Annotated in this window: 25 protein-coding genes; 18 read left to right on the top strand and 7 right to left on the bottom strand. The window is 64.6% G+C overall.

The window, feature by feature from the left end:
• The first annotated feature begins 2 nt into the window (after positions 1 to 2).
• The 14 genes from hisF (at position 3) to V6X63_RS05180 (ending at position 13,352) form a co-directional block, all read left to right on the top strand.
• Positions 3 to 776, top strand: coding sequence for an imidazole glycerol phosphate synthase subunit HisF (gene hisF / locus V6X63_RS05245; RefSeq protein WP_367967592.1), 774 nt, complete (start codon positions 3 to 5; stop codon positions 774 to 776).
• A complete protein-coding gene (hisI, locus tag V6X63_RS05240; protein ID WP_367967590.1) occupies positions 773 to 1,168 on the top strand; it encodes a phosphoribosyl-AMP cyclohydrolase in 396 nt (131 codons plus the stop codon). Before hisF ends, hisI begins: the two co-directional genes overlap by 4 nt.
• Positions 1,161 to 1,499, top strand: coding sequence for a phosphoribosyl-ATP diphosphatase (locus tag V6X63_RS05235; RefSeq protein ID WP_367967589.1), 339 nt, complete (start codon positions 1,161 to 1,163; stop codon positions 1,497 to 1,499). Before hisI ends, V6X63_RS05235 begins: the two co-directional genes overlap by 8 nt.
• Before the next feature lie 22 nt (positions 1,500 to 1,521).
• Complete coding sequence (gene tatA, locus V6X63_RS05230; RefSeq protein WP_367967588.1) at positions 1,522 to 1,788, top strand: twin-arginine translocase TatA/TatE family subunit; 267 nt, start codon at positions 1,522 to 1,524, stop codon at positions 1,786 to 1,788.
• Positions 1,789 to 1,807: 19 nt separating this feature from the next.
• On the top strand, positions 1,808 to 2,173 hold the full coding sequence (gene tatB / locus V6X63_RS05225; protein ID WP_367967586.1) for a Sec-independent protein translocase protein TatB: 366 nt from the start codon (positions 1,808 to 1,810) through the stop codon (positions 2,171 to 2,173).
• Positions 2,170 to 2,949: a twin-arginine translocase subunit TatC gene (gene tatC / locus V6X63_RS05220; RefSeq protein ID WP_367967585.1), complete on the top strand. Its 780-nt coding sequence runs from the start codon at positions 2,170 to 2,172 to the stop codon at positions 2,947 to 2,949. The genes tatB and tatC overlap by 4 nt, the downstream gene beginning before the upstream one ends.
• 196 nt (positions 2,950 to 3,145) lie before the next feature.
• Entirely contained in the window at positions 3,146 to 5,983 is a 2,838-nt protein-coding gene (locus tag V6X63_RS05215; RefSeq protein WP_367978334.1) for a 2-oxoglutarate dehydrogenase E1 component, read from the top strand.
• 16 nt (positions 5,984 to 5,999) lie between these two features.
• The gene (odhB, locus tag V6X63_RS05210; protein ID WP_367967866.1) at positions 6,000 to 7,280 is read left to right on the top strand and encodes a 2-oxoglutarate dehydrogenase complex dihydrolipoyllysine-residue succinyltransferase; all 1,281 of its coding nucleotides are present in this window, start codon (positions 6,000 to 6,002) and stop codon (positions 7,278 to 7,280) included.
• 23 nt (positions 7,281 to 7,303) lie between these two features.
• Positions 7,304 to 8,725, top strand: coding sequence for a dihydrolipoyl dehydrogenase (lpdA, locus tag V6X63_RS05205; RefSeq protein WP_367967582.1), 1,422 nt, complete (start codon positions 7,304 to 7,306; stop codon positions 8,723 to 8,725).
• Between the two features lie 56 nt (positions 8,726 to 8,781).
• Complete coding sequence (gene prpC, locus V6X63_RS05200; RefSeq protein ID WP_367978333.1) at positions 8,782 to 9,900, top strand: bifunctional 2-methylcitrate synthase/citrate synthase; 1,119 nt, start codon at positions 8,782 to 8,784, stop codon at positions 9,898 to 9,900.
• Positions 9,901 to 9,903: 3 nt separating this feature from the next.
• On the top strand, positions 9,904 to 11,352 hold the full coding sequence (locus tag V6X63_RS05195) for a bifunctional 2-methylcitrate dehydratase/aconitate hydratase (RefSeq protein ID WP_367978332.1): 1,449 nt from the start codon (positions 9,904 to 9,906) through the stop codon (positions 11,350 to 11,352).
• Positions 11,353 to 11,368: 16 nt separating this feature from the next.
• Positions 11,369 to 12,169 carry a co-chaperone DjlA gene (gene djlA, locus V6X63_RS05190; RefSeq protein ID WP_367978331.1) on the top strand — a complete coding sequence of 267 codons (801 nt, stop codon included), beginning with the start codon at positions 11,369 to 11,371 and terminating at the stop codon, positions 12,167 to 12,169.
• A gap of 32 nt (positions 12,170 to 12,201) precedes the next feature.
• Complete coding sequence (locus V6X63_RS05185) at positions 12,202 to 12,756, top strand: cytochrome b (protein WP_367978330.1); 555 nt, start codon at positions 12,202 to 12,204, stop codon at positions 12,754 to 12,756.
• Positions 12,757 to 12,773: 17 nt separating this feature from the next.
• Positions 12,774 to 13,352 carry a YceI family protein gene (locus tag V6X63_RS05180; protein ID WP_367978329.1) on the top strand — a complete coding sequence of 193 codons (579 nt, stop codon included), beginning with the start codon at positions 12,774 to 12,776 and terminating at the stop codon, positions 13,350 to 13,352.
• Here the strand turns inward: V6X63_RS05180 and V6X63_RS05175 are convergent, their stop codons facing one another.
• From V6X63_RS05175 to V6X63_RS05150, 6 genes are read right to left on the bottom strand one after another with little or no spacing between them, the layout of a single operon-like run.
• Entirely contained in the window at positions 13,353 to 14,495 is a 1,143-nt protein-coding gene (locus tag V6X63_RS05175; RefSeq protein ID WP_367978328.1) for a hypothetical protein, read from the bottom strand.
• Between the two features lie 21 nt (positions 14,496 to 14,516).
• Positions 14,517 to 15,236 carry an LrgB family protein gene (locus tag V6X63_RS05170; protein ID WP_367967574.1) on the bottom strand — a complete coding sequence of 240 codons (720 nt, stop codon included), beginning with the start codon at positions 15,234 to 15,236 and terminating at the stop codon, positions 14,517 to 14,519.
• Positions 15,236 to 15,592 (bottom strand): CidA/LrgA family protein, encoded by a 357-nt coding sequence (locus tag V6X63_RS05165; protein ID WP_367978327.1) that lies wholly within the window; start codon positions 15,590 to 15,592, stop codon positions 15,236 to 15,238. The genes V6X63_RS05170 and V6X63_RS05165 overlap by 1 nt, the downstream gene beginning before the upstream one ends.
• Positions 15,589 to 16,083, bottom strand: coding sequence for a J domain-containing protein (locus tag V6X63_RS05160; RefSeq protein ID WP_367967572.1), 495 nt, complete (start codon positions 16,081 to 16,083; stop codon positions 15,589 to 15,591). Before V6X63_RS05160 ends, V6X63_RS05165 begins: the two co-directional genes overlap by 4 nt.
• Positions 16,080 to 16,292, bottom strand: coding sequence for an oxidoreductase-like domain-containing protein (locus V6X63_RS05155; protein WP_367978326.1), 213 nt, complete (start codon positions 16,290 to 16,292; stop codon positions 16,080 to 16,082). Before V6X63_RS05155 ends, V6X63_RS05160 begins: the two co-directional genes overlap by 4 nt.
• A 7-nt stretch (positions 16,293 to 16,299) precedes the next feature.
• Positions 16,300 to 17,349, bottom strand: coding sequence for an AI-2E family transporter (locus V6X63_RS05150; protein ID WP_367967568.1), 1,050 nt, complete (start codon positions 17,347 to 17,349; stop codon positions 16,300 to 16,302).
• A gap of 108 nt (positions 17,350 to 17,457) precedes the next feature.
• Here V6X63_RS05150 and V6X63_RS05145 point away from each other — a divergent pair, with 108 nt between their 5' ends.
• The 3 genes from V6X63_RS05145 to V6X63_RS05135 are packed head-to-tail and all read left to right on the top strand — an operon-like array spanning position 17,458 to position 21,927.
• Positions 17,458 to 18,603, top strand: coding sequence for a flagellar motor protein MotA (locus V6X63_RS05145; protein WP_408022298.1), 1,146 nt, complete (start codon positions 17,458 to 17,460; stop codon positions 18,601 to 18,603).
• A gap of 7 nt (positions 18,604 to 18,610) precedes the next feature.
• Entirely contained in the window at positions 18,611 to 19,930 is a 1,320-nt protein-coding gene (locus V6X63_RS05140; protein ID WP_367978325.1) for a peptidoglycan -binding protein, read from the top strand.
• An 8-nt stretch (positions 19,931 to 19,938) separates the two neighbouring features.
• On the top strand, positions 19,939 to 21,927 hold the full coding sequence (locus V6X63_RS05135) for a sensor histidine kinase (RefSeq protein ID WP_367978324.1): 1,989 nt from the start codon (positions 19,939 to 19,941) through the stop codon (positions 21,925 to 21,927).
• Here V6X63_RS05135 and V6X63_RS05130 read toward each other — a convergent pair.
• Positions 21,924 to 22,928 carry a LysR family transcriptional regulator gene (locus V6X63_RS05130; RefSeq protein ID WP_367967563.1) on the bottom strand — a complete coding sequence of 335 codons (1,005 nt, stop codon included), beginning with the start codon at positions 22,926 to 22,928 and terminating at the stop codon, positions 21,924 to 21,926. The two genes, V6X63_RS05135 and V6X63_RS05130, sit on opposite strands and share 4 nt — an antisense overlap.
• Before the next feature lie 141 nt (positions 22,929 to 23,069).
• Here V6X63_RS05130 and aceA point away from each other — a divergent pair, with 141 nt between their 5' ends.
• Positions 23,070 to 24,359 carry an isocitrate lyase gene (gene aceA, locus V6X63_RS05125; protein WP_367967562.1) on the top strand — a complete coding sequence of 430 codons (1,290 nt, stop codon included), beginning with the start codon at positions 23,070 to 23,072 and terminating at the stop codon, positions 24,357 to 24,359.
• The last annotated feature ends 30 nt before the right edge of the window (positions 24,360 to 24,389 follow it).

The following is a 24,389-nucleotide window of genomic DNA, read 5'->3' as shown; positions in this document are numbered from 1 at the left end:
GCATGGGTGTCGCGCGCCGGATCATTCCCTGCATGGACATCGATGCCGGCCGGGTGGTCAAGGGCGTCAGGTTCGTGGATATCCGCGATGCGGGTGATCCCGTGGAGATCGCCCGTCGCTATGATCGCGCCGGCGCGGACGAGCTCACCTTCCTCGACATCACGGCCAGTCACGAAGAACGGGATACGCTGGTGCACATGGTTGAGGCGGTCGCCTCGGAGGTGTTCATCCCGCTGACGGTGGGCGGCGGTATCCGCTCGGTGGCGGACGTCCGGCGCATGCTCAATGCCGGTGCGGACAAGGTGTCCATCAACACGGCGGCCATCCGTGAGCCTGATCTGGTCCGCGAGGCCGCCGAGCGCTTCGGCTCGCAGTGCATCGTGGTCGCCGTCGATGCCAAGCGTCATGGCGGCACCGAGGCTGACCCCCGCTGGGAAGTGTTCACCCATGGCGGACGCAAGCCGACCGGGATCGATGCCGTGCAATGGGCCGAGCGGATGGCCGAGGCGGGCGCAGGCGAGTTACTGGTCACCAGCATGGATCGCGACGGTACCCGTATCGGTTTCGATAATGCCCTCAATCAGGCGATTTCGGATCGTGCCGGTGTGCCCATGATCGCCTCGGGTGGCGTAGGCAACCTCCCGCATCTGGTCGATGGCGTGATCGACGGGCATGCCGATGCGGTGCTGGCGGCGAGCATCTTTCACTTCGGCGAATACACGATCGCCGAAGCCAAGGATTACATGGCCGCCGCGGGGATCGAGGTGCGCCGGTGAGCTGGCTGGATCAGGTGACCTGGAACGCCGATGGTCTGGTGCCGGTGATCGCTCAGGATGCCGATGATGGCCGGGTGCTGATGATGGCCTGGATGAACCGGCAGGCCCTGGAGGCCACGCTCGCCACCGGAGAGGCCGTCTACTGGTCCCGGTCCCGGCAGCGGCCGTGGCACAAGGGCGAGTCGTCAGGCAATGTCCAGCGGGTGCGGAGTGTGGCGCTGGACTGCGATGGCGATACACTGCTCCTGCAGGTAGAGCAGATCGGTGGGGTGGCCTGTCACACGGGGCGTCGCAGCTGTTTCTACAGGCAGCTGGATGATGGCCAATGGCGTGTTGCGGAGCCGGTCCGCAGGGATCCCGCGGACATGTACGGAGGCAGAAACAGTGAGTGATGAAGTACTCCGCCGCCTCGACGAGGTGCTGGAGGCCCGTCGCGCGGCTGACCCGCAGCAGTCCTATGTGGCCGGGCTGCATGCGGCGGGAATCGACCGCATCCTGCGCAAGCTCGGCGAGGAATGCACGGAAACCGTTGTCGCGGCCAAGAATGGCAATCGCGACGATATCGTTTATGAAACCGCTGATCTGTGGTTCCATAGTCTCGTCATGCTTTCCCACTGCGGGCTCGGCTCCGAGGCCGTCCTTGCAGAGCTCGAGCGTCGTTTCGGGCTCTCCGGGCTCACCGAGAAAGCGGCGCGGGACAACAAGGGCGAGAGCGCCCGATAGCACATGCTGGAGGTAGTCCGAGATGGGTCCTGGTGGAATTAGTCCCTGGTCACTACTGCTGATCCTGGTCATCGTTCTGTTGCTGTTCGGCACCAAGAAGCTGCGCAATGTGGGCTCCGACCTGGGCGGTGCGCTCAAGGGGTTCAAGAGCGCCATGAGCGAGAGCGAGAAAGCCGCCAAGGAAGGCAAGGAAAGCCTCGAGAAGGACGAGGGTGAGGAAGCGGAGCAGCCCTCGAGCGCGCAGCGGGAACAGGTGGACGAAAAGGACAGGCCCGGCGGCGGTTCCTGAGCGTCCGGAGTAGCCGCTGATGCTCGATGTCAGTTTCTGGGAGCTGCTCATCATCGGGGCGATCGCGCTGGTGGTGGTTGGCCCCGAACGACTCCCGCGGCTCATGCGTACACTCGGGCTCTGGGCGGGACGGGCCCGGGCGTCGTTTCAGTCCATCCGCGACGAGGTCGAGCGCGAAGTCAACGCGGAGGGTCTCCGCGAGACGCGGCGTGCGGTTGACCGACAGGCCGGCGAGGCCAAGCGCCAGATGGACGAGGTCGTAAAGGGAGAAGCGGGTGGCACCTCATCGCCCTCGGACGAGGGGCCGGCTGCCGGTGCGCCAGAGGAGACGCCGGTCAAGCCGGCGGCCGGCGGCGACGACAGTGAGGGAGAAGACGGCCGGTGAGCGACCCTGCCAGTGACCCGGATTACCAGGATGAGGATCGTCCACTCCTGAGTCATCTGCTGGAGCTGCGCTCGCGGCTGATTCGCTCGGCCGCCGCCGTGCTGCTGCTTTTCCTCGCGGTCTATCCCTTCCGCGATGCCCTTTACTCGGCGCTGGCCGGACCGCTGATGGCGGTGCTGCCGGAGGGCGCCACCATGATCGCGACCCAGGTCGCCACGCCCTTCCTGATTCCACTCAAGGTGGCGCTGGTCGGCGCCTTCTTCCTTAGTATTCCCTATCTGCTGTATCAGCTCTGGGCGTTTGTGGCGCCGGGGCTCTATCGGCATGAGAAACGTCTTATCTGGCCGCTGCTGATCTCCAGCATCCTGCTGTTCTATCTCGGGATGGCGTTCGCCTACTTCCTGGTTTTCCCCCTCGTTTTCAAGTTCTTTGCCGCGGCAACGCCAGAGGGCGTGTCGATGATGACCGACATTGGCGAGTACCTGTCGTTCATCATGACGCTCTTCTTCGCCTTCGGTGCCGCGTTCGAGGTGCCGATCGCCACCATCCTGCTGGTCCGCAGCGGCGCCACGACCCGGCAGGCACTGGCTGCCAAGCGCCCTTATGTGATTGTTGCCGCCTTCACCTTCGGCATGCTGCTGACACCCCCTGATGTCATTTCCCAGGTGTTGCTGGCAGTGCCGGTATGGCTGCTCTTCGAGTTGGGTATCTTTTTCTCGCGCTGGTTTGAAGCGCCTGCGGCCGTCGAGACAGACCCCGATTCCGATCATTCCTGATTGATTCCGAGGGTTACCCAGGCCCAGTTACTGACTTTAAGGTCAGAAAAAACGGCGGTCCGGGTGGGTGAGGCATGCGCAAGTGCGTGAAAACAGCTCTAAGTGCCCATGCCTGTTGCGTTTGGAGTCGGTCGGCGTTATCTTGACGCAAACTCGTTCAACGAGGCTTTCCCTCCGCAGATGCAGGTGACCTGCCATGAGTGGTGCGTTCGAGCAGACGCTCAGTCATTCCTACCTCAACGGAACCAATGCCAATTTCATTGAGGCCCTCTACGAGAAGTACCTGAGTGATCCCGGCTCCGTAGAACCCCGCTGGCGTGATTACTTCCGCGATCTCGAGTCCATGGACCCGTCCCGGGTGCGTGATGTGCCGCATGGTCCCATCCGCGAAGCTTTCGAACAGATGGGGCGGAGCAGCGCGCGCGGGCGGGCGGTGCTCGCCGGCGAAGGGATGGACGCCGTGGCGGCCCAGAAGCAGGCTGCGGTGCTGCGGCTGATCAACGCCTATCGGGTCCGTGGTCACCAGCATGCCGATACCGATCCACTGCATCTGCGCGAGCATCCGGAGGTGCCCGACCTGGACCCTGCCTTCCACGGGCTGACCGAAGCCGATATGGACACGGAGTTCAACACGGGCTCGCTGTTCGCGCCCGACCGGCTTACGCTTCGACAGATCATCGAACAGGTCCAGCGGGTGTATTCGGGCAAGATCGGCTCGGAGTACATGCACATCACCGACACGGCGCAGAAGCGCTGGATCCAGGAGCGACTGGAAAAACCGCAGGCACAGCCGAAGCTGGACGGTGCGCAGAAGGAGGCGCTGCTCGGTCGGCTAACCGCCGCCGAGGGGATCGAGAAGTATCTCAACAGCAAGTACGTGGGCCAGAAGCGTTTCTCGCTGGAGGGTGGTGAGGCCACCATCCCGGTGCTCGATGAAATCGTCCAGCGCGGCGGCGCCCATGGTGTCAAGGAGCTGGTGCTCGGCATGGCCCATCGAGGCCGGCTCAACGTGCTCATCAACATCATGGGCAAGTCGCCGGCGGAGCTCTTCGCGGAGTTCGAAGGCGAACACGCCCCCGAGCATGCAAATGCCGGCGATGTGAAGTACCACATGGGTTACTCGTCGGACATCGATACGCCCGGCGGCCCGCTGCATCTGGCCCTGGCCTTCAATCCGTCACACCTCGAGATCGTCAATCCCGTGGTCGAGGGCTCGGCTCGGGCGCGCATGCGCCGGCGTGCCGACGAGACCGGCGAGTCGGTGCTTCCCGTGCTCATTCACGGTGACGCGGCCATGGCCGGTCAGGGTGTCGTCATGGAGACCTTCCAGCTGTCGCAGGCCCGGGGGTTCTACACGGGTGGCACCGTGCACCTGGTGATCAATAACCAGATCGGCTTCACCACCTCCAACCCGCTGGATACGCGGTCGACCTTTTACTGCACCGAAGTGGCCAAGATGGTTCAGGCGCCGATATTCCACGTGAACGGCGACGACCCCGAGGCGGTTCTCTTCGTCACCCGGCTGGCCATGGACTATCGGCGGACCTTCCACTCGGACGTGGTCATCGACCTCATCTGTTACCGGCGCCATGGCCACAATGAGGCGGATGAACCATCGGCCACGCAGCCGATGATGTATCAGAAAATCAAGGCGCGGCCGTCGGTGCGCAAGCTCTATGCCGATCAGCTCATGTCCGAGGGGGTTATCGACAAGGATCGTGCCCGCGGCATGGAGCGCGAATACCGCGACGCCCTGGACGCCGAACAGGTTGTCGCGCCGGGCGCGCTCGAGGAGCAGGAAAACGACTTCACCGTCGACTGGTCGCCCTATTTTGATGCGGCCTGGGATGAGCCGGTGGATACCACGGTGTCGGTGGAGCGTATCCGCGGCCTGCAGGAGCGGCTGCAGCGACTGCCCGAGGGTTTTGAGCTGAATCCGCGGGTGGCGACGGTGATGGAGAGCCGCCGCAAGATGGCTGCGGGCGCGCTGGCGATGGACTGGGGGTTTGCCGAGACCATGGCCTACGCGAGTCTGCTCGAGGAAGACCATGCGGTCAGGCTCACCGGCCAGGACTCCGGGCGAGGGACGTTTTTTCACCGCAATTCGGTGCTGCACAACGCCGTCGACGGTTCCACGCACACGCCGCTCAAAACCATTTCCGAGAGCGCGGACGACTTCGTCGTCATCGACTCGCTGCTCTCCGAGGAGGCCGTACTCGGGTTCGAGTACGGCTATGCAACGGCCGATCCCCGGACCATGGTGATCTGGGAAGCGCAGTTCGGGGATTTCGCTAACGGCGCGCAGGTGCTGATTGATCAGTTCATCGCCTCGGGGGAGACCAAGTGGGGTCGGCTCTGCGGGCTCGCGCTGTACCTGCCCCACGGTTATGAGGGCCAGGGCCCGGAGCACTCCTCGGCGCGTATCGAGCGTTTCTTGCAGCTCTGCGCGGAGCAGAACATCCAGGTCTGCATCCCGTCGACTCCGGCCCAGTTCTTTCACATGATCCGCCGCCAGATGCTGCGCCGCTGGCGCAAGCCGCTGGTGGTGATGACGCCCAAGAGCCTGCTGCGCCACAAGCTTTCCACCTCGGTGCTTGATGATCTCTCGGCGGGGCATTTCCAGGTGGTCATCGACGATACCGAGGGCATCAAGGCCAGTAACGTCCGCCGGGTGGTGCTCTGCAGTGGCAAGGTCTATTACGACCTGCTTGAGGAACGGCGCCGGCAGGAGCGGGATGATGTGGCGCTGGTGCGTATCGAGCAGCTCTATCCGTTCCCGGAGGCACAGCTCTCCGCGCTGCTCAAGCGCCGCTACAAGACGGCCAAGTCGGTGGTCTGGTGCCAGGAAGAGCCCAAGAACCAGGGCGCGTGGTACCAGATCTACCACCATCTTACTCACTGTGTGACCCGCGAACAGAAGCTGACCTATGCCGGTCGCGATCCTTCGGCGTCGCCCGCGGTGGGGTATGCAAAGGTTCACCATGAGCAGCAGCGTCGCCTGGTGGCTGACGCGCTCGGCAAGATTCACGGATAAAAAGAGCGAGGAGTCGATGAGCACCGAAGTCAAGGTACCCGCGCTGCCGGAGTCGGTCAGCGAGGCCACGGTCGTCACGTGGCACAAGCAACCCGGCGACGAGGTTGAGCGCGACGAGAATCTCGTCGATCTCGAGACCGACAAGGTCGTTCTGGAGGTTCCGGCGCCGGAAGACGGCATCCTCGGCGAGATTCTGAAGCCCGAGGGTGAGACCGTGACGGCCGGTGAAGTCGTCGCGGTGCTGAATGCCGCAGGCGAGGGCCAGTCAGCGACTGCCGGCGGCGAAGAGAAGACCGGTCAGGAACCAGCGGCTGAGTCAACGGCGCCAGCGGAAGCCGCCACCGAGGGGGAGATGCCGTCGCTCAGCCCCGCGGTGCGCAACCTCGTCGAAGAGCATGACCTGGATCCGCGCCGCATCTCAGGAACGGGCCGCAACGGCCGGATCCTCAAGGAGGATGTGCTCCGTTACATGGAGCAGGGCGGCGAGGATCAGCCGGCCGCCACCCCCGCCGCCGCGCCGGCGCCGAGCAGCGAGCCGGCGCCGACCCCCACCCCGCCGGCAGCCGAGGCACCGGCGGCGGCCGTGCCGGCCGGCGAGCGCGAGGAGCGCCGCGTACCCATGACCCGTCTGCGCCAGCGTATCGCCGAGCGCCTGGTGCAGGCGCAGCAGAACGCGGCGATGCTGACCACCTTCAACGAAGTGAACATGCAGCCGGTGATGGATCTGCGCGGGCGGTACAAGGACTCCTTCCTCAAGGCCCACGACACCAAACTCGGGTTCATGTCGTTTTTCGTGAAGGCAGCCGTCGAGGCGCTGAAGCGGTATCCGGCGGTCAATGCCTCGATCGACGGGACGGACATCCTCTACCACGGCTACTATGACATCGGCATTGCCGTTTCCACCGATCGGGGCCTCATGGTGCCTGTGCTGCGGGACGCCGATCAGCTCTCATTCGCCGAGATCGAGGCGGCAATCGCCGACTTCGGTCAGCGCGCCCAGCAGGGTAAGATCGAGATCGAGGAGCTGACCGGGGGCACATTCACCATCACGAACGGTGGCATCTTCGGCTCGCTGGTCTCCACGCCGATCCTCAATCCGCCGCAGAGCGGCATTCTGGGAATGCACAAGATCCAGGAACGTCCCATGGCGGAGAACGGGCAGGTCGTGGTCCGGCCCATGATGTACCTCGCTCATTCCTATGACCATCGGATCATCGATGGCAAGGAAGCGGTGCAGTTCCTGGTCACCATCAAGGACATGCTTGAAGACCCGGCTCGTCTGCTGCTCGAGGTCTGATCCAACTGAATTCAGGAGTCATCATGGCGAATTCCTACGACGTCATTGTTATCGGAGCCGGCCCTGCCGGCTATGTCGGCGCCATTCGCTGTGCGCAGCTTGGCATGAGCGTGGCGGTGATCGACGAGTACCGGAGCAAGGATGGTGAGGCGGCACTGGGCGGAACATGCCTGAATGTCGGCTGCATCCCCTCCAAGGCGCTGCTCGATTCCTCCGAGCATTACCACCGAGTGCAGTCGGAGCTTGCCGGGCACGGGATCCGGGTGGAGGGCACCACCCTTGATGTCCCGCAGATGATCAAGCGCAAGGACAAGGTGGTGGCGGACCTCACCGGAGGCATCAAGCAGCTTTTCAAGGCTAATCGCATCGAGTGGCTTCAGGGCCATGGCAAGCTCCTTGCCGAACGGCAGGTTGAATTCACCCCGCACAAGGGCAAGGCCAAGACGCTGACCACGGATAACGTCATCCTGGCCACCGGCTCCCGGCCGATTGAGATCGGTGCGGCGCCGCTGGATGGTGACCGGATCGTCGACTCAGCCGGTGCCCAGGAATTCCAGGAGGTGCCCAAGCGCCTGGGGGTCATCGGCGCCGGTGTGATTGGCCTGGAAATGGGCAGCGTCTGGAACCGGCTGGGATCCAAGGTCGTGCTGCTGGAAGCCCAGGAGGAATTCCTCTCGCCGGTGGATCAGCAGGTCTCCCGGGAGGCGCGCAAGCTCTTCGAAAAGCAGGGCCTCGACATCAAGCTGGGCTGCCGGGTGACCGGAACCCGAAAGGGCAAGACCGTCAGCGTCCACTATGAGGACAGTGAGGGTAAGCAGAATCTGCAGGTGGATCGACTGATCGTCTCGGTCGGGCGCCGCCCCAATACCGATGGACTGTCCTCCGAGGATGCCGATCTTCTGACGGACGAGCGCGGTTATGTGCACGTCAACGACTACTGCGAGACCAACATCCCCGGCGTCTACGCCGTGGGCGATGTCGTGCGCGGGCCCATGCTGGCGCACAAGGGCTCGGAAGAGGGCGTCATGGTGGCCGAGCGCATTGCCGGGCATGCCGGGCATGTCAACTATGAGACGATTCCGTGGGTCATTTACACCGACCCCGAAATCGCCTGGGTGGGGCGTACCGAGAGCCAGCTCAAGGCCGCCGGAACCCCCTATCGCAGCGGCACATTCGGATTCGCGGCCACCGGTCGTGCCCGCGCCATGGATCGCGCCGACGGCATGGTCAAGATCATTGCCCATGCCGAGACGGATCGAATCCTCGGCGTTCACATGGTGGGGCCGCAGACCAGCGAGTTGATCGCGGAGGCAACGCTGGCGATGGAGTATGAGGCCAGCGCCGAGGATCTCGCGCGCACCATTCATGCGCATCCCACCCTGTCGGAAGCGGTCCATGAGGCCGCCCTCGCAGTCGGGAAGCGTGCGATTCACAAAGCCAACTAACGCGAATGGACGGGGCCACGAAGTGGCCCTTTTCATGTCGGCCAAGGGAGGAGATGATGGCGGAAAACACCGCAGGGCTCAGAGGGATTACCGCAGGCGAAACCGCGCTCTGTACCGTGGGACAGGCGGGCACGGGGCTCACCTATCGCGGTTATGACATTCACGACCTCGCCCAGCATGCAGAGTTCGAGGAAGTGGCCTATCTGCTGCTCTATGGGCATCTGCCCAACCGCAACGAACTGGTGGCCTATCGAGAGCGCCTGCAGTCGCTGCGGACCCTGCCGGAGGCGCTGCGTGAGGTGCTCGAGCGGATACCGGCCAGTGCCCATCCGATGGATGTCATGCGCACCGGCTGCTCCATGCTCGGCAATCTCGAAACCGAAGCCGACTTCAGTGAGCAGGACTGGCATATCGATCGCATGCTCGCCACCTTCCCGGCGATCATCACCTACTGGTACCGCTACAGCCATGATGGTGTGCGTATCGATACGGACAGCGACGAGGCCAGCATCGGCGGGCACTTCCTGCGGCTGCTGCTCGGCAAGAGCCCGGATCCGATGCATGTGCAGGTGATGCATGCCTCGCTCATCCTCTACGCCGAGCATGAGTTCAACGCCTCCACCTTCACGGCACGGACCTGCGCATCGACATTGTCGGATATTCACTCGTGCATCACGGGGGCCATCGGCACACTCCGCGGGCCGCTTCACGGCGGTGCCAACGAGGCGGCGATGGCCATGATCGAGCCCTGGCAGACGCCGGATGAGGCCGAGCGCGAGCTGCTCGGTATGCTCGAGCGCAAGGAAAAGATCATGGGCTTTGGTCATGCGGTCTACCGCAAGAGTGACCCGCGCAATGCCATCATCAAGGAATGGTCGCGGAAGCTCGCCGAGCAGGTGGGCGATAGCCGACTCTATCCCGTCTCCGAGCGTGTCGAGGCGGTCATGGCCCGCGAGAAGGGCCTTTTCTGTAATGCGGATTTCTTCCATGCCAGTGCCTATCACTTCATGGGGATTCCCACGCCGCTGTTCACCCCGATTTTCGTGATGTCGCGCCTCAGTGGCTGGGCCGCGCACGTCAAGGAACAGCGCGCGAACAATCGCATCATCCGGCCCAGCGCCGACTACACCGGCCCCGAGCTCCAGACCTGGGTGCCCATTGAGGAGAGAGGTTGAACCATGAGTGATGTGCGAGTGCGAAGCGCCGAGCGGCCCGAGCCGGATGCCCTGCTGCGGGAGCTGGCGGATTATGTGACCGGCACGACCATCAACTCCGATGAGGCCTACAGCACGGCGCGTTACTGCCTGATGGACACGCTGGCCTGCGGCATGCTGGCCCTCGAGTATCCGGCCTGCACCAAGCTGCTGGGCCCGGTGGTCGACGGCGCCGACATGCCGGGTGGCGCCCGGGTCCCGGGGACCCCTTTCCAGCTCGACCCCGTGCAGGCGGCGTTCAACATCGGCGCCATGGTGCGCTGGCTCGACTTCAACGACACCTGGCTGGCGGCGGAGTGGGGCCATCCTTCGGATAACCTCGGTGCCATCCTGGCGCTCGCGGACTGGCAGGCCCGCAAGGCGGTCGCCGAGGGTCGTGAACCGCCCGTGATGCGTGACGTGCTCACGGCCATGATCCGTGCCCACGAAATCCAGGGCGTCATCGCGCTGGAGAACAGCTTCAACCGCGTCGGTCTGGACCATGTCCTGCTCGTCCGTCTGGCATCGGCCTGTGTCAGCACCGCCCTGCTGGGCGGCAGTCACGAGGATGTCATGACGGTGGCCAGCCATGCGCTGCTGGATGGCGGTGCGCTACGGGCCTATCGCCATGCACCGCAGGCCGGACCCCGAAAGAGCTGGGCGGCCGGTGACGCCTCCTCCCGCGGGTTGCGTCTGGCGCTGATCACCCGGACCGGTGAGATCGGCTACCCGGCGGCCCTGTCGGCGCCGACCTGGGGCTTCCAGGATGTGCTCTTCAAGGGCGAGGAAGTCAATCTCGCTCAGCCGCTCGGCAGCTATGTGATGGAGAATGTGCTCTTCAAGATCAGCTTCCCCGCCGAGTTCCATGCCCAGACCGCCGCCGAGGCAGCGATGACACTGCATCCCGAGGTGGCCGGGCGGATCGACGAGATCGAGAAGATCGTCATTGAGACCCAGGAGGCCGGCGTACGCATCATCGACAAGACCGGTGCGCTCAATAACCCGGCCGATCGGGATCACTGCATCCAGTACATGGTCGCGGTTCCGTTGATCTTTGGCCGGCTGACCGCCGCCGATTACGAGGATGATGTGGCGGCGGATCCACGCATCGATGCCCTGCGCGACCGGATGGAAGTGGTTGAGAACCCGGTGTTCTCGGAGGAGTACCTGGATCCGGACAAGCGTGCCATCGGCAATGCCGTACAGGTCTTCTTCAAGGATGGCAGCCAGACCGAGCGTGTCGCCGTGGATTACCCCATCGGTCATCGTCGGCGCCGTGATGAGGGCATTCCCGAGCTGGTCGGCAAGTTCGAACGGGCGCTGGCCACGCGATTCGCGCCCCGTCAGGCGCAGCGTATCGAGGCCGCCTGCGGCGATCAGAACCGACTCGAGTCCATGCCGGTCAACGAATTCATGGACCTGTGGGTGCAGTGACGGCATCCTCGCCGTCATGAATATCTGGATCGGCAAGATTCTCGGGGCCGTCTTCGGCGGCATGGCCGGCGGATGGGTCGGTGCGCTCATCGGCCTGATCATCGGCAATTTCTTTGACCGTGCCCTCGCCCGCAAGGGCGGGGGCGGTCTCGGCGGCGCCTTCGGTGGTGGCGCGGGCCATCGGCAGATGGTCCATGCCGCCTTCTTCCGTAGTGCCTTCGTGGTCATGGGTCATGTCTGCAAGGCCGATGGCCGGGTCACTGAGGCAGAGATCCGTGTCGCCGAACAGGTGATGGCGCGCATGGATCTCAACGCCACCCAGCGCGAGGAGGCGATCAGCTACTTCCGTGCCGGCCGCGATGGCGAGGCCGATCTCGAGCAGACACTGCAGGAGTTCCGGCGTTACTGCCGGGGGCACCTGCAACTGGTGCGCCTGTTCCTGGAAATCCAGATTCAGGCGGCATTGGCGGATGGCCAGTTCGATGAGGCCGAGCGGGCGGTCCTGCGCCGCATCGCGCTGGGGCTCGGTCTCTCCGAGGCCGACTACGCCCGGCTCGAGACCATGATGGGCGGGCAGGCGGCCAATCAGACCGGCACCGAGTCGGAGCTCGAGGCCGCTTATGACACGCTGGGTGTCTCCGCCGACGCCAGCGATGCCGAGGTCAAGAAGGCCTGGCGCAAACTCATGAGCGAGCATCACCCGGACAAACTGGTGGCGAAGGGGCTGCCCGAAGAGATGATGCGCATCGCCAAGGAGCGGGCCCAGGAAATCCAGGCGGCCTACGACACCATCAAGGCATCGCGCGGCATGCGCTGAACCCCTCCCCTCAATACAGGGTCCTAGGAATAATGATGAGATTCCGCAATACACGGGATGGCTGGGGCGCCGGTGCCCAGCTTCTGCACTGGCTGATCGCCGCTGGCATCGCCACGGCGATGCTGCTGGGCTGGATCATGGTCAACCTGCCCAACAGCCCCGGTAAGTTCCAGCTCTACGCGCTACACAAAAGCCTGGGGATCACGATCCTCGCGCTGGTGCTGCTGCGGATCGTCTGGCGCTGGATCAATGTGATCCCCGCCATGCCGGGTACGCTGTCGCCCCGGGAGCAACAGCTTGCTGGTGCCGGGCATATGGCCCTCTATGCACTGATGCTGCTGATGCCGCTGTCAGGTTATGTGCTGAATTCCGCGGCAAACTTCCCGCTCAACGTCTTCGGGCTGGTGCAGATCCCCAATCTGACACCCGAAAGCGAGACGCTGGCGGAGGTGGCGAGCATCATGCATCTGACGCTTTTCTGGGTTTTCGCCGCCGTCCTCGTGGCGCATATTGGCGCTGCCCTTCGGCATCACTTCGTGCTCCATGATGACGTCCTGCGTCGCATGCTCCCGGTCCGCCGCCGCTGATCAGAAGGAGTGAAGCCATGTTTCGACTGACGAGCCGTCCAGCCGGCCGATTCTTCCCCAGGCTCTGGCTCATGGCCGCGGCGCTGCCGATGGTGGCGTCCGCCGCGACCGAATGGAATATCGTGCATGATGAGAGTCGCCTCGGTTTTGAGGCCACTCAGCAGGGCGGGCGTTTCGAGGGCCGGTTCGAGGATTTCAGCGCGGACATGCGATTCTCCGCGGATGACCTCGCCGCGAGCCGCTTCGACGTCACCATCGCGACGGGCAGCGTCAATACCGGCAGCAGCCAGCGTGACGCCAACCTCCCGGATGCCGAGTGGTTCAACACGGATGCTTTCCCCGAGGCCTATTACGTGACGCGGGAGATCCGTGCGACGCCCAACGGCTACGAGGCGGTTGGAGATCTGACCATTCGCGACAACACCCACGAGGTGGTCCTGCCCTTCACCTGGCGGACCGAGGGTGAGCGGGCGGAAATGGATGGCGCCGTCACCATTGACCGGGTTCGTTTCGGCGTCGGCCAGGGCGAATGGCGTGACCCGTCCGTTGCCGGCCACGCGGTGGAGGTTGTCGTCGATCTGACGCTAGAGCGCTGATCAGCGGAACAGCTGGATGCGGTAGCCCACCTCACGACGCTCACCAGCGGCCAGGTTGACCTGTCGGCTGAGACCGACAGGGGTGCGCTGCCAGTCGTCCTCCCCCTCTTCGATGGTCCAGCCCCCATCAATCCGCTCAATCAGGGTGATGCGGTGGGCCACGCGGTCCCGGTTGTGGAGTTCAATGCGCCAGGCGATGTCGATCTCCTCCTCGCCCCCGTCACGATAGGCGGCCTGTACTCGACGCACAGTGACCGCATTGCTGCCACCGCCGATGACGGCAGGTCGGCCGCCGATGGTCGTGGCGAAGCGTCCCTCGCCCAAGGGGCGAGGCGGGTTGTCGGCTGTCACGAGGGTGACCGGCGTATCCGGTCCGGGGGGGTGCTCAAGGCCCTGGAGTTCGAGCAGGTACTGTACGTCCGTGCGCCAGGGCGATTCGGCGGGCAGATCGCCACGCGCCTGCGTGATGAGCGATTGTTTGACGTCGATCCGGGTCGGTGGCTCGGGCCGGATACGCAGGAGGGTATCGGACGGCCATGGTCCCTGTGCCTGCAGTCGAGCCATGCTGTCACCGTTAAGGGCGACCGACAGATCCGCGTTGCCTAGGTCCGCACCGGTGCGGTTCTCCAGCGTGACCGCGGCCGTCAGCCGGGCCCCCGCGCCCTGGGCTCCGGCGGGCACGGCCATCCGATAGTCCAGTCCACGGTTCAGTCCATCGACGAGATAGGTCAGTGTCAAACGCCGGCTGCCGCCGGCCTCGACGAACAGATCGGCCTCCCAGGTCGATGCATCCCGGCTGATCCGGCTGACGCGTGTCGGCTCCGCGGGCCCGTTGAGATGCCAGTGCAGGCTCAGCTCCCGCAGCGTGCGGGGCAGGTCGCGAATACGGATCCGGTTACGGCCGGCCAGCAATGCCACTTCGCGCTGATCCACCACCAGGGCGGGGCCATCGACAGGTACATGCACCTGCAGACTGAGGCGATCGTCAGCCGTACTCGTCAAGGCGTCCGTGCCGGCCTCCAGCGGCATCGCCTCCAGCGCCTGTTCGCCGTCCATGGCGGGGGAGGGATCGGCGGCCTGCTGGGCCGGGGCGGTTGGGATACCGACCGTGACCAGCAGCACGGCGAGGGCGTGGCGGATCATTACTCTATTGACTCCCTTTGGTCAGAGGCCGAACAACCAGGCGAACAGTGGCACAAGAAGCGCCGTCAATGCGCCATTCAGTCCCATGCCCAGACCCGCATACGCCCCAGCCTGATTACTGTGCTGAAACGCCCGGGCAGTGGCAATGCCGTGGGCCGTGACGCCCATGGCAAATCCCTTGATGGCCGGATCCCGTTCGCCGAGGACGCGCAGTAGCGGGATGCCGGCCACGGCGCCGGTGATCCCGCTGATCATCACAAACACGGCGGCAAGCGCCGCCTCACCACCAAGCTTCTCCGCGACGCCCATGGCAATCGGCGTCGTCGCCGATTTGGGCATCAGTGACATCAGGGTCGACGGGCCGAGACCCAGTCCAAGGCCCAGCACCACCGTGCTGATGATGGCCGTCACTGAGCCCGCCAGCAGGGCAATGCCCAGTGGCAGCCACTGGCGTCGCAGACGGTGAATCTGGGCATACAGCGGGACAGCCAGCAGCACCGTAGCGGGCCCGAGCAGGAAATGCACGTACTGGCCCCCTTCGAAGTAGGTGTCGTAGTCCGTGCCAGTGGCGAGGAGCAGCAGCACGACCAGTGTGATCGAGACCAGCACGGGATTGAGCAGGGGGAAGCCGCCGGAGCGCAGGAAAAGCTGCTGGGCCACGACATAGGCCGAAACGGTGACCGCCAGCCAGAGAAGGGGTTGTTCGGCCAGGTAGACCCAGATCTGGAATAGACCGTCCATCAGGACTCTTCCCGGTTCATGCGTCTTATGAGGAATTTCAGGGTGAACGCCGTCACGACAATGGTGAGCATCGTGCTGATGACGATCGTCACCAACACCGGCAACCAGTTGTCGGCGAGCAGGGCCAGGTAGCTGATCACACCGGCGCCGGCGGGAATGAACAGCAGCGAGAGGTGGTTCAGCAGGCCGGTGGCCAGCGCCTGCAGTGGTTTGGGTGGCCCCCCCTGGAAGATCATGATCAACAGCAGCAGGAGCATGCCGATCACCGGCCCCGGGATGGGTATGCTGAGCGCCCGCACCAAGGCCTCGCCGGCGAGCTGGAGCAGGAGGACCAGGGCGATGAAGGCGGGGATCACGATGTTCCCTCCAGCAGTCGGTCGCGAGCCTCGTTAAGCCTAGCCGCCAGATAATCGGTGCCGCCACGGTCGGGGTGAAGCCTTTGCATGAGGCGCCGATGGGCGGCCAGGATCGCATCGCGGTCGGCGTCTGGTGTCACACCCAGCAGTTCCGCCGCCTCTTCACGACTCATACGGCCGTCCGGACGGACCGGGCGGTTGTCCCTCGGGTCATTCTGATCCGCCGATGCGGTACGTGCATGCCCTGTGAGCCGCGCGATCCAGGGCAGGAACCGTAGCAGTGAGGCCAGTCGCCAGATGAAAGGCAGCGCCGCGCTCACGGCCGCGAAGATCCAGTTGAGACGCCCGGTGGCGGCGAGCGCGATGGCGACCACGGCGACCGAGCCCAGCACGAGCATCGGCGCCCTCGCCCGCAGCCAACCCCGGAATCGCGACGAGAGCATGAAGGCAAGGAACAGAACCAGAACAGCCGCGCTGAGCAGGCGGATCATGACGGACCATCCGTTGAGCCTGTCCCGGACTGTTCCGGCGTCGACTCCTGACGACCGGTGGCGGATGCCCGGAGGGCCTCGCAGCGAACCCGCCAGCGCTCCAGCCGTTGCTCATAGAGGTCGAACACGCACGGATCGCAGCCACTGCCGCAGCACTCATCCAGATCCGGCTCGCGGGGCGGAGGAGGAAACTCGTTGTTTCGACGCATCGCAGAGCTATCCCGTGACGAAGGCATGGGCATGTCGCAGCAGGACCGCGATGACGGCCGCCACCGGCAGTGCCAGCAGGACCCCGGCAAAGCCGAAAAGCTGGCCGCCGGCGAGCACCGCGAAAATGACGACGACTGGGTGCAGGCCGATGCGGTCGCCCACGAACAGTGGAGTGAATACCGCGGATTCCAGTACCTGTCCGGCGCCGTAGACGACCCAGACGAGTAGTAGCGGAATCAGCCACTCATTGAACTGAAAGAGAGTGGCGACGCTCGCCGCGGCAATCCCCACGATAAACCCCAGATAGGGTACCACCGCGGCCAGCCCGGAGAGCAGACCGATCAGGAGACCGAGCTGGACACCGACCAGCCATAGCCCCAGGCCATAGAAAATGCCGAGACTGATCATCACCAACAGCTGGCCGCGGAGGAAGGCGCCGACCACCTCATCACACTCCCGCGCCAGGCGGGCGACTGTCTCACGCCAGGCCGGCGGCAGGGTGTCAAGCGCGGCTGCCAGGACCCGGTCCCAGTCGCGAAGGAGGTAGAACGCTACCACTGGCACCAGGGCGAGGCTGGCCAGGGCGCCGGCCAGGGCGAGGCCCGAGCGCGTCAGTCGCTGGATGACCTCTGCCGCGACGTTGCCCGTGGACTGCCAGTGCTCCGATATCGCTGTGCGCAGGGCGGCGAGGTCGAACGTGGCGGGATCGACGCCGAGCGTCTGCTCCAGCCAGGGGATCGCCTGTGACTGCGCCCACTCGAGCATGGCCGGCAGCTGCGACTGCAGCATATTGATCTGGCGGCCGATGAGCGGAATGAACATGAGGACCACCGCCGCGGTCAGCGCCGTCAGCCCCAGGAAAACGAAGCTGACGGCCAGCGTGCGGTTGAGTCCCAGACGCTGCAGCCGTCGGGTGAGCGGATCACCCAGATAGGCGAGCAGCGCACCGGCCAGGAATGGCGTCAGGATCGGACGCAACCAGTAGATCAGGAAGCCCGCCAGTACCAGGAGCGCCAGCCCGAGTCCGCTTCGGTAAATGCGCATTGCGTCGTTCATGCCCGCGAGCATAGCCCAGCACGGGCGGAGACGCAGCCGGGGGGCTACATCCCGAAGGGATTCGCGATAAGGTAGGGCAAGAACGCGAATACCAACGGGGGAAATGGTGTGCGCAATCCCAATCGCGTCCTGATCTGGATCGTCGTTTTCCTGGCCGCTGTCGCTGCGGTCGGCGGAATGCTTCTGCAACCGCTCAGTGACGCCTTTCTCGCCAATCCGGTTTTCAATGGCATGATCCTGGCTGTGCTCTTCATCGGCCTGGTCATCAACTGTCGGCAGGTCCTGGTGCTGAAACCCGAAGTGGACTGGGTCGAGCGTTTCCGCCATGCCGAGGAGGGGGACGCGCCGTCGCTCCCCGGCACGCGCCTGCTGGGCTCCATGGCCCGTATGCTCACCGGGCGGCGGGGCGACCGCTTCAGCCTCTCGGCCATGTCCATGCGCACGGTGCTGGATGGCATCCGCACCCGGCTGGATGAATCCCGGGACATCTCGCGCTATCTCATCGGCCTGCTGGTCTTCCTGGGCCTGCTGGGCACTTTCTGGGGTCTGCTCGACACCCTTCGCGCGGTCGGTGCAGTGATCGCGAACCTCAGCGTCGACGGTGCCGATGCCGGGCAGATCTTCGCCGACCTCCGGGATGGGCTGCAGGCGCCGCTGGCCGGGATGGGCACCGCCTTCAGTTCGTCGCTTTTCGGGCTGGCCGGTGCCCTCGTGCTGGGCTTCGTGGATCTGCAGGCTTCCCACGCCCAGAACGGGTTCTACAACGACCTGGAGGAATGGCTGTCCGGTCAGACGCGGCTGTCCAGTGGTGCGCTCGGGGGCGACGGCGAGGGGTCGGTGCCCGCCTATATCCAGGCACTGCTCGAGAATACGGCGGACAGTCTCGACAAACTCCAGCGGATCATGGCCCGTGGTGATGAAGAACGGCGCAGCGTGGATGCGCGGATCATCGAGCTGACTGAGGAGGTGTCGCGGCTCGCCGAGCAGTCCCATACCGAGCAGCGCGGGTTGATCGGCCTCACCCGGACCCAGTCGGAGTTGCAGGGTGTGCTCGGCCGGTTGGCCGATGTGAGCGAGACGCGTGGCAGCCAGGATACCGAGCAGATTGAGCAACTGCGGGCCATGGCCCAGGGCCTGCAGGAGCTCCGTCAGGAGCTGGTGGCCGATCGTGAGCGCTTGATGACCGAGCTGCGGGATGAAGTGAGGCTGCTGACGCGAACCGTTTCGCACCTCGGCAACGGCGGCACGGACTGATCGTCTGATGCTCGGGAGCAGTCGCCGCAACCGATCGTCGGTGAATATCTGGCCGGGGTTTGTGGATGCCCTGGCCACGATACTGCTCGCTTTCGTCTTTGTGCTGCTATTGTTCGTCGTCGCGCAGCTCTATCTCAGCACTCAGCTCTCGGACCGTAACCAGGCGCTGGAGTCGCTGCGTGCCGAGCTCTCGGATATGGCCGATGCCCTCTCGATGGAGCGCACGCAGCGGGCCCGGCTCGAGGAGCAGGTGTCCGATCTTTACGCGGAACTGCATGCGACGCTATCCCAGCGTGATGAGGCCCGGGAGGCCCTCGAGCTGACGCAGGAGGAGCTCGCCGCGGCCCGCGAGCGCATTGCGATCGGCGAGTCCGATCTGGAGGCCAGCCTGCTGGAGATCGCCACGCTCCAGCAGGAGATTTCGGCCCTTCGGGCGGTGCGGGACGACCTGGAGGCGCAGGTCGGGGACCTGGTCAATCGCCTTGAGCAGACCGAAACCGATCTCGCCGGTACACGTACCGAACTCGGTGCGCTGCGCGATCGCAACCGGGAGCTGCAGGCGGAGCTCGCGGAGGCCGAGGAGCGCACCCTGCTGGCCCAGGAGGAGATCGAGGCGCGGGAGATGCGGATCCGTGACCTGGTCGCAGAGATTGAGGACCGACAGCGGGCGCTTGAACAGGAGGCGCAGCTGACCGCCGATGCCGAAGCGCGGATCGAGGCGCTGCGCCGCCAGATCCGGGCGCTGCGCGACCAGATCAGCGCGCTCGCCGAGGCGCTTCGGGTGGAAGAGGACACCGTCGCCGAGCAGCGCACACGAATCGATACGCTGGTGGAGCGGCTCAACGTGGCCCTCGCCGAGGAGGTGCAGGAACTCTCCAGCTACCGCTCGGAGTTCTTCGGCCGGCTTCGCGAGGTGCTTGGCGATATCGAGGAAATCGAGATCGTGGGCGATCGGTTCCGCTTCCAGTCAGAGCTTTTCTTCGAGACCGCGTCCGCTGAAATCGGGCCGGGTGGCGAGGAGCGACTCGAGCAGGTCGCCAGCATCCTGCGGCGCGTGGCCGACCGCATCCCGGCGGAGATCGATTGGGTGCTGCAGGTGGAGGGGCACACCGATCGGCGCCCGATCAGTACGCCGGAGTTCCCCTCCAACTGGCAGCTCTCCACGGCCCGCGCCCAGTCGATCCTCGATTTCCTGATCGATCAGGGCGTGCCGCCGGATCGGCTGGCGGCGGTCGGCTATGGCCAATACCAGCCCATCGCCGAAGGTGACAGTCCCGAGGCGCTGGCCCGGAACCGGCGCATTGAACTGCGCCTGAGCAACCGTTAGCCGGAGACGTGCGCGGCCCTATCCGCTCAGGACTCTGGATCGGCCTGCTGCTGGGCATCATGGCGTGTCTGCCCGCCGGGGCCGTCGTGGTGACCGGCGGGGATGCCGTTAACCTGAATTCCCACGTCGAGTACCTGGAGGATCCGGGGGGGCGGCTGACTCTTGAGGAGGTGAGGAGCGGGCGCCATGCCGGTCGCTTCCGTCCCCATGACGACGGCGCGGCACTCAACTTCGGGCTGAGCGACTGTGTCTGGTGGCTGCGTCTGGAGTTGGAGTCACTGGCCCCGGAGGCAACCGACTACCTCCTCGAGGTGGGTTACTTCGGTCTGGTGGACGTGCGCTTCTACCCGCCCGACGGGCCCGAACTGCGCACCGGATACAACGAGGCGGTGGACGATCGGCCACTGCCCCATCGACACTTCCTGTTTCCGGTCACGCTGCGGGCCGATACGGTTCAGAGCTATTACCTGCGGGTAGCCTCCAATGGCTCGGTGACCGTGCCGCTCACCCTGTGGAAGCCCGAGGCCTTTGTCATCGCGGACCGGCTGCAGCTGGCCGGGCTGATGATTTATTTCGGCGTGCTCCTTGGCCTGTTGCTCTACAACCTGTTCCTGTTCTTTTCGCTCCGTGAGCGGCAGTACGCGCTCTATTGCGCCTTCCTGCTGTTCGTCGGCGTTGCCATGACGGTCCACAACGGTTTCCGGACCTACCTGCTGTTACTCTGGCCGGGCTGGCCTGACACCCTTGGCACCAACAGCCTGTTCGCGCTTGCCGGTATCTTCGGCATTCTTTTCGTGCGGGAGTTTCTCTCCACCCGCAGCGAGCAGCCGCGACTGGATGGGCTGTTGCTGTCGCTCGCCGGCGTTTTCCTGGTGATTGCGCTGCTGCCGGTGCTCCAGGTTCCGGTGCGTTTCGGGTCGGTGGCCATCAGCGTCGCCGGGAGTCTCACCGGTCCGCTCCTGCTGCTGATCAGTTTCCGTAGCTGGCGCCGCGGGCATCCGGGCGCCCGTTATCTCCTGGTGGCCTGGGCTTTGCTGCTTATCGCGGTCTTTATCCAGGCACTGCGCAATTTCGCGCTCATACCCACGACGTTTATTACCGGCAATCTTCTGCAGATTGGATCGCTGCTGGAAATGCTGCTGCTGTCCTTTGCGTTGGCCGACCGGATCCAGACCGAACGTCGTGGTCGTGAAACGGCGCAGATGGAGGCGCTGCAGGCCGAGCGCCAGTTGGTGGAAGGGCTGCGGGCATCGGAGCAGCGCCTGGAGGGCATGGTCGAGCAGCGTACCCGCGACCTGGAAGAGGCGCTGGAGCGGGAGCGGACGATGCTCGATCAGTATGTGGAGTTCGCGGGCCTGATCTCGCATGAATTCCGCAATCCGCTGGCGGTGATCGCCGGTCAGGCCCAGGTCGCCCGCATGGAGCGTGATCGCGGGGTGGGTGAACCGCTCAAGCGTTTTGAAGCAATCGAAGAGGCTGCCGGGCGGCTGCAGCTGCTGTTCGAACAGTGGCTGGAGAGCGATCGGCTGACTCAGGGGAATTCCGCCCTGGAGCCGGTGCGGCTGGATCTGGCGGAGTGGCTGCCGCGGCTGTTTCGGCCGGGTAACCTGCGAATCGGCCATCCGCTGCAGATGGCTGATCTGGCCGGTGTCATCGTGGCGGATGAGGCCCTGGTGGGTAATGCGGTCCATAATCTGATTGATAACGCCGCCAAGTATTCGGCCGAGGGTGAGCCCATCGAAATCGGCGTGCTGCATGCGGCGGGCGAGATCGGCATCCGCGTCTGCGACCATGGCATCGGCATGTCCGCCGAAGAGCAGGCCCAGGCCTTCGAGCGGCACTACCGTGCACCCAATAACCGCAGTACGCGCGGGATGGGGATCGGCCTCTATCTCGTCAGCCAGGTCATGTCCGTACATGGCGGGCGGGTCGCCCTGGAGAGCGAGCCGGGTCAGGGCAGCTGCTTTACGCTCTGGTTCCCCCGGGCGAGGGGCTAGACGGCATCGACCCCGTCGGCAGCGATGAAGCCGGGCCTCTCGCCACGCCCCCGCCCGCGCGAAGCGGAGACGGTTTCAGGCTCGAAGAAATCCGGGCGCATCATCTCCAGGAAACGACGGGCCTGTGGCGAGAGGAACCGTCCCTGGCGCGACATGGCGCCATAGGTCCGCTTCGGAAAGACCTCGGGCAATGATCGGACAACGATGCCGGGGTAATCCTCCGCCAGGCAGACATTGCTGACGATGGCGACGCCGAACCCAAGGCCCACATACCGCTTCACCGCCTCCCAGCTGCCTACCTCCAGGCGGACCCGGTAGCGAACCGCGTGCTGCTGGAAGACCAGCTTGATCAACCGCCAGGTCGTCATGTTCTGCGGCGGAATGATGTAGTCCTGGCCCGCGAGGTCGCGCATGGTAATGACGTCGCGCCGGGCCAGCGGATGATCCGGGGGCGTGATCAGTGACAGGCCGTAGGAGTAGATCGCTCGATAGCGGAGCTCGTCGGGCATGTCGAGGATGGCGCCAACCGCGAAATCAACCTGGTCCTGGCGCAGGGCATCCATGAGTTCCCCCACCGATAAGTGGTGCAGACGTACCTGGACGTTGGGATGCTGATCCATGAAACGCTCGAGGATCGGCGGCAGCAGGTAGAGCGTCGACGATTCGCCGGCGCCGATATCCAGGCGGCCACTGTCCAGTGGCCGGTTACCCTCCGCGAACCGCCCCGCCAGTCCATCAATGGCCTCCACCAGCTTGTGTGCCTCGGCATAGAGTGCTTCGCCATCGGGAGTCAGCCGGATCCTGGGGCCGCGGCGCTCGAAGAGTGTGATGCCCAGGTCCCGCTCCAGGGCCTGGACCTGCAGGGAGACCGACGGCTGAGTGACGTCAAGCCGTTCCGCCGCCCGGGAGATACTGCCCGCCTCTGCAGTGAAACAGAATGCGCGAAGCTGCCGCAGGCGATCCTGGCGATAGTTCGGGGCCGTGTTGAGGGGCGCTGCCATCGTCTCACCATAGCATAGGTAAATTTAATGCTATGTATTGTTTACATTACCTTGTGCAATGGTGCAACGCCACATATCGTCGGCATATCGACACGAGTGGCGTCGATGAGTCTGCGACCAAGGCCAGAGGAGGCGTGATTGATGAAAAACCTGAAGACTGCTGCGGAAATCGAGAAAGACTGGGCCGGCAATCCCCGCTGGGCCGACGTCAAGCGCCCCTATCCGGCCTCCGAGGTTGTCCGTCTGCGTGGCACCGTGCCCGTCGAGCACAGCCTGGCGGAATCCGGCGCCGAGAAGCTATGGGGCTACCTGACGGGCGGTGAACTGGACTACGTCAACGCGCTGGGTGCGCTGACCGGTAACCAGGCCATGCAGCAGGTCAAGGCGGGGCTCAAGTCCATCTACCTGTCAGGCTGGCAGGTGGCGGCTGACGCCAACCTCGCGAGCACCATGTATCCCGATCAGTCACTGTACCCTGCCGACTCCGTCCCGGCTGTGGTGGAGCGCATCAATAACGCGCTGCTGCGGGCCGACGAGATCCATCACGCCGAGGGTGACGACAGCGTCGACTGGATGCAGCCCATCGTCGCCGATGCCGAGGCCGGTTTCGGTGGCGTCCTCAACGCATTCGAGTTGATGAAGGGCATGATCCGGGCCGGTGCGGCCGGTGTCCATTTCGAGGACCAGCTCGCTTCGGTCAAGAAGTGTGGACACATGGGCGGTAAGGTGCTTGTGCCCACGCAGGAGGCCGTGCAGAAGCTGGTTGCCGCGCGGCTGGCGGCCGACACCATGGATGTGCCGACGTTGCTGGTGGCCCGGACCGACGCGCTGGCGGCCGACCTCATCACCTCGGACGTGGACGAGTACGATGCACCGCACATCACCGGCGAGCGGACGGTGGAAGGCTTCTTCCGCACCAACGCCGGCGAGGCGCAGGCCATCAGCCGCGGCCTGGCCTATGCCCCTTATGCCGACCTGATCTGGTGCGAGACCGGCACGCCGGATCTTGACTTCGCGCGGCGCTTCGCCGAGGCGATCAAGAAGGATCATCCGAACACAATGCTCGCCTACAACTGTTCGCCGTCGTTCAACTGGCGCGGCAAGCTCGACGAGAACACCATCGCGAAGTTCCAGAACGAGCTGGGTGCCATGGGCTACAAGTTCCAGTTCATCACACTGGCCGGTTTCCACAGCCTCAACTACTCGATGTTCGAGCTGGCTCGCGGATACAAGAGCCGGCAGATGGCTGCGTACTCCGAGCTTCAGGAGGCCGAGTTCGCGGCCGAGAAGGATGGTTACACCGCCACGCGCCATCAGCGCGAGGTGGGTGCGGGTTATTTCGACCAGGTCACGCAGACCATCCAGGGTGGTGTCTCGTCGGTGACGGCCATGACCGGTTCCACCGAGGAAGAGCAGTTCAAGACGAGCTGATTCCCATGACTGCCTGAGTGGGTTGTGATC

This window comes from Spiribacter onubensis (assembly GCF_040838425.1).
In the GTDB taxonomy this organism is placed as follows: domain Bacteria; phylum Pseudomonadota; class Gammaproteobacteria; order Nitrococcales; family Nitrococcaceae; genus Spiribacter; species Spiribacter onubensis.
Note: the sequence above shows the minus strand (reverse complement) of the source record. Positions and strands in the feature narration are given on the sequence as shown.

What these genes read in the sequence shown, in the direction of transcription:
- hisF (WP_367967592.1), top strand. Translation starts at nt 3, where the DNA reads ATGGGTGTCGCGCGCCGGATCATTCCCTGCATGGACATCGATGCCGGC.
- tatA (WP_367967588.1), top strand. Translation starts at nt 1,522, where the DNA reads ATGGGTCCTGGTGGAATTAGTCCCTGGTCACTACTGCTGATCCTGGTC.
- tatB (WP_367967586.1), top strand. Translation starts at nt 1,808, where the DNA reads ATGCTCGATGTCAGTTTCTGGGAGCTGCTCATCATCGGGGCGATCGCG.
- V6X63_RS05215 (WP_367978334.1), top strand. Translation starts at nt 3,146, where the DNA reads ATGAGTGGTGCGTTCGAGCAGACGCTCAGTCATTCCTACCTCAACGGA.
- odhB (WP_367967866.1), top strand. Translation starts at nt 6,000, where the DNA reads ATGAGCACCGAAGTCAAGGTACCCGCGCTGCCGGAGTCGGTCAGCGAG.
- lpdA (WP_367967582.1), top strand. Translation starts at nt 7,304, where the DNA reads ATGGCGAATTCCTACGACGTCATTGTTATCGGAGCCGGCCCTGCCGGC.
- prpC (WP_367978333.1), top strand. Translation starts at nt 8,782, where the DNA reads ATGGCGGAAAACACCGCAGGGCTCAGAGGGATTACCGCAGGCGAAACC.
- V6X63_RS05195 (WP_367978332.1), top strand. Translation starts at nt 9,904, where the DNA reads ATGAGTGATGTGCGAGTGCGAAGCGCCGAGCGGCCCGAGCCGGATGCC.
- djlA (WP_367978331.1), top strand. Translation starts at nt 11,369, where the DNA reads ATGAATATCTGGATCGGCAAGATTCTCGGGGCCGTCTTCGGCGGCATG.
- V6X63_RS05185 (WP_367978330.1), top strand. Translation starts at nt 12,202, where the DNA reads ATGATGAGATTCCGCAATACACGGGATGGCTGGGGCGCCGGTGCCCAG.
- V6X63_RS05180 (WP_367978329.1), top strand. Translation starts at nt 12,774, where the DNA reads ATGTTTCGACTGACGAGCCGTCCAGCCGGCCGATTCTTCCCCAGGCTC.
- V6X63_RS05175 (WP_367978328.1), bottom strand. Translation starts at nt 14,495, where the DNA reads ATGATCCGCCACGCCCTCGCCGTGCTGCTGGTCACGGTCGGTATCCCA.
- V6X63_RS05170 (WP_367967574.1), bottom strand. Translation starts at nt 15,236, where the DNA reads ATGGACGGTCTATTCCAGATCTGGGTCTACCTGGCCGAACAACCCCTT.
- V6X63_RS05160 (WP_367967572.1), bottom strand. Translation starts at nt 16,083, where the DNA reads ATGATCCGCCTGCTCAGCGCGGCTGTTCTGGTTCTGTTCCTTGCCTTC.
- V6X63_RS05155 (WP_367978326.1), bottom strand. Translation starts at nt 16,292, where the DNA reads ATGCGTCGAAACAACGAGTTTCCTCCTCCGCCCCGCGAGCCGGATCTG.
- V6X63_RS05150 (WP_367967568.1), bottom strand. Translation starts at nt 17,349, where the DNA reads ATGAACGACGCAATGCGCATTTACCGAAGCGGACTCGGGCTGGCGCTC.
- V6X63_RS05140 (WP_367978325.1), top strand. Translation starts at nt 18,611, where the DNA reads ATGCTCGGGAGCAGTCGCCGCAACCGATCGTCGGTGAATATCTGGCCG.
- V6X63_RS05130 (WP_367967563.1), bottom strand. Translation starts at nt 22,928, where the DNA reads ATGGCAGCGCCCCTCAACACGGCCCCGAACTATCGCCAGGATCGCCTG.
- aceA (WP_367967562.1), top strand. Translation starts at nt 23,070, where the DNA reads ATGAAAAACCTGAAGACTGCTGCGGAAATCGAGAAAGACTGGGCCGGC.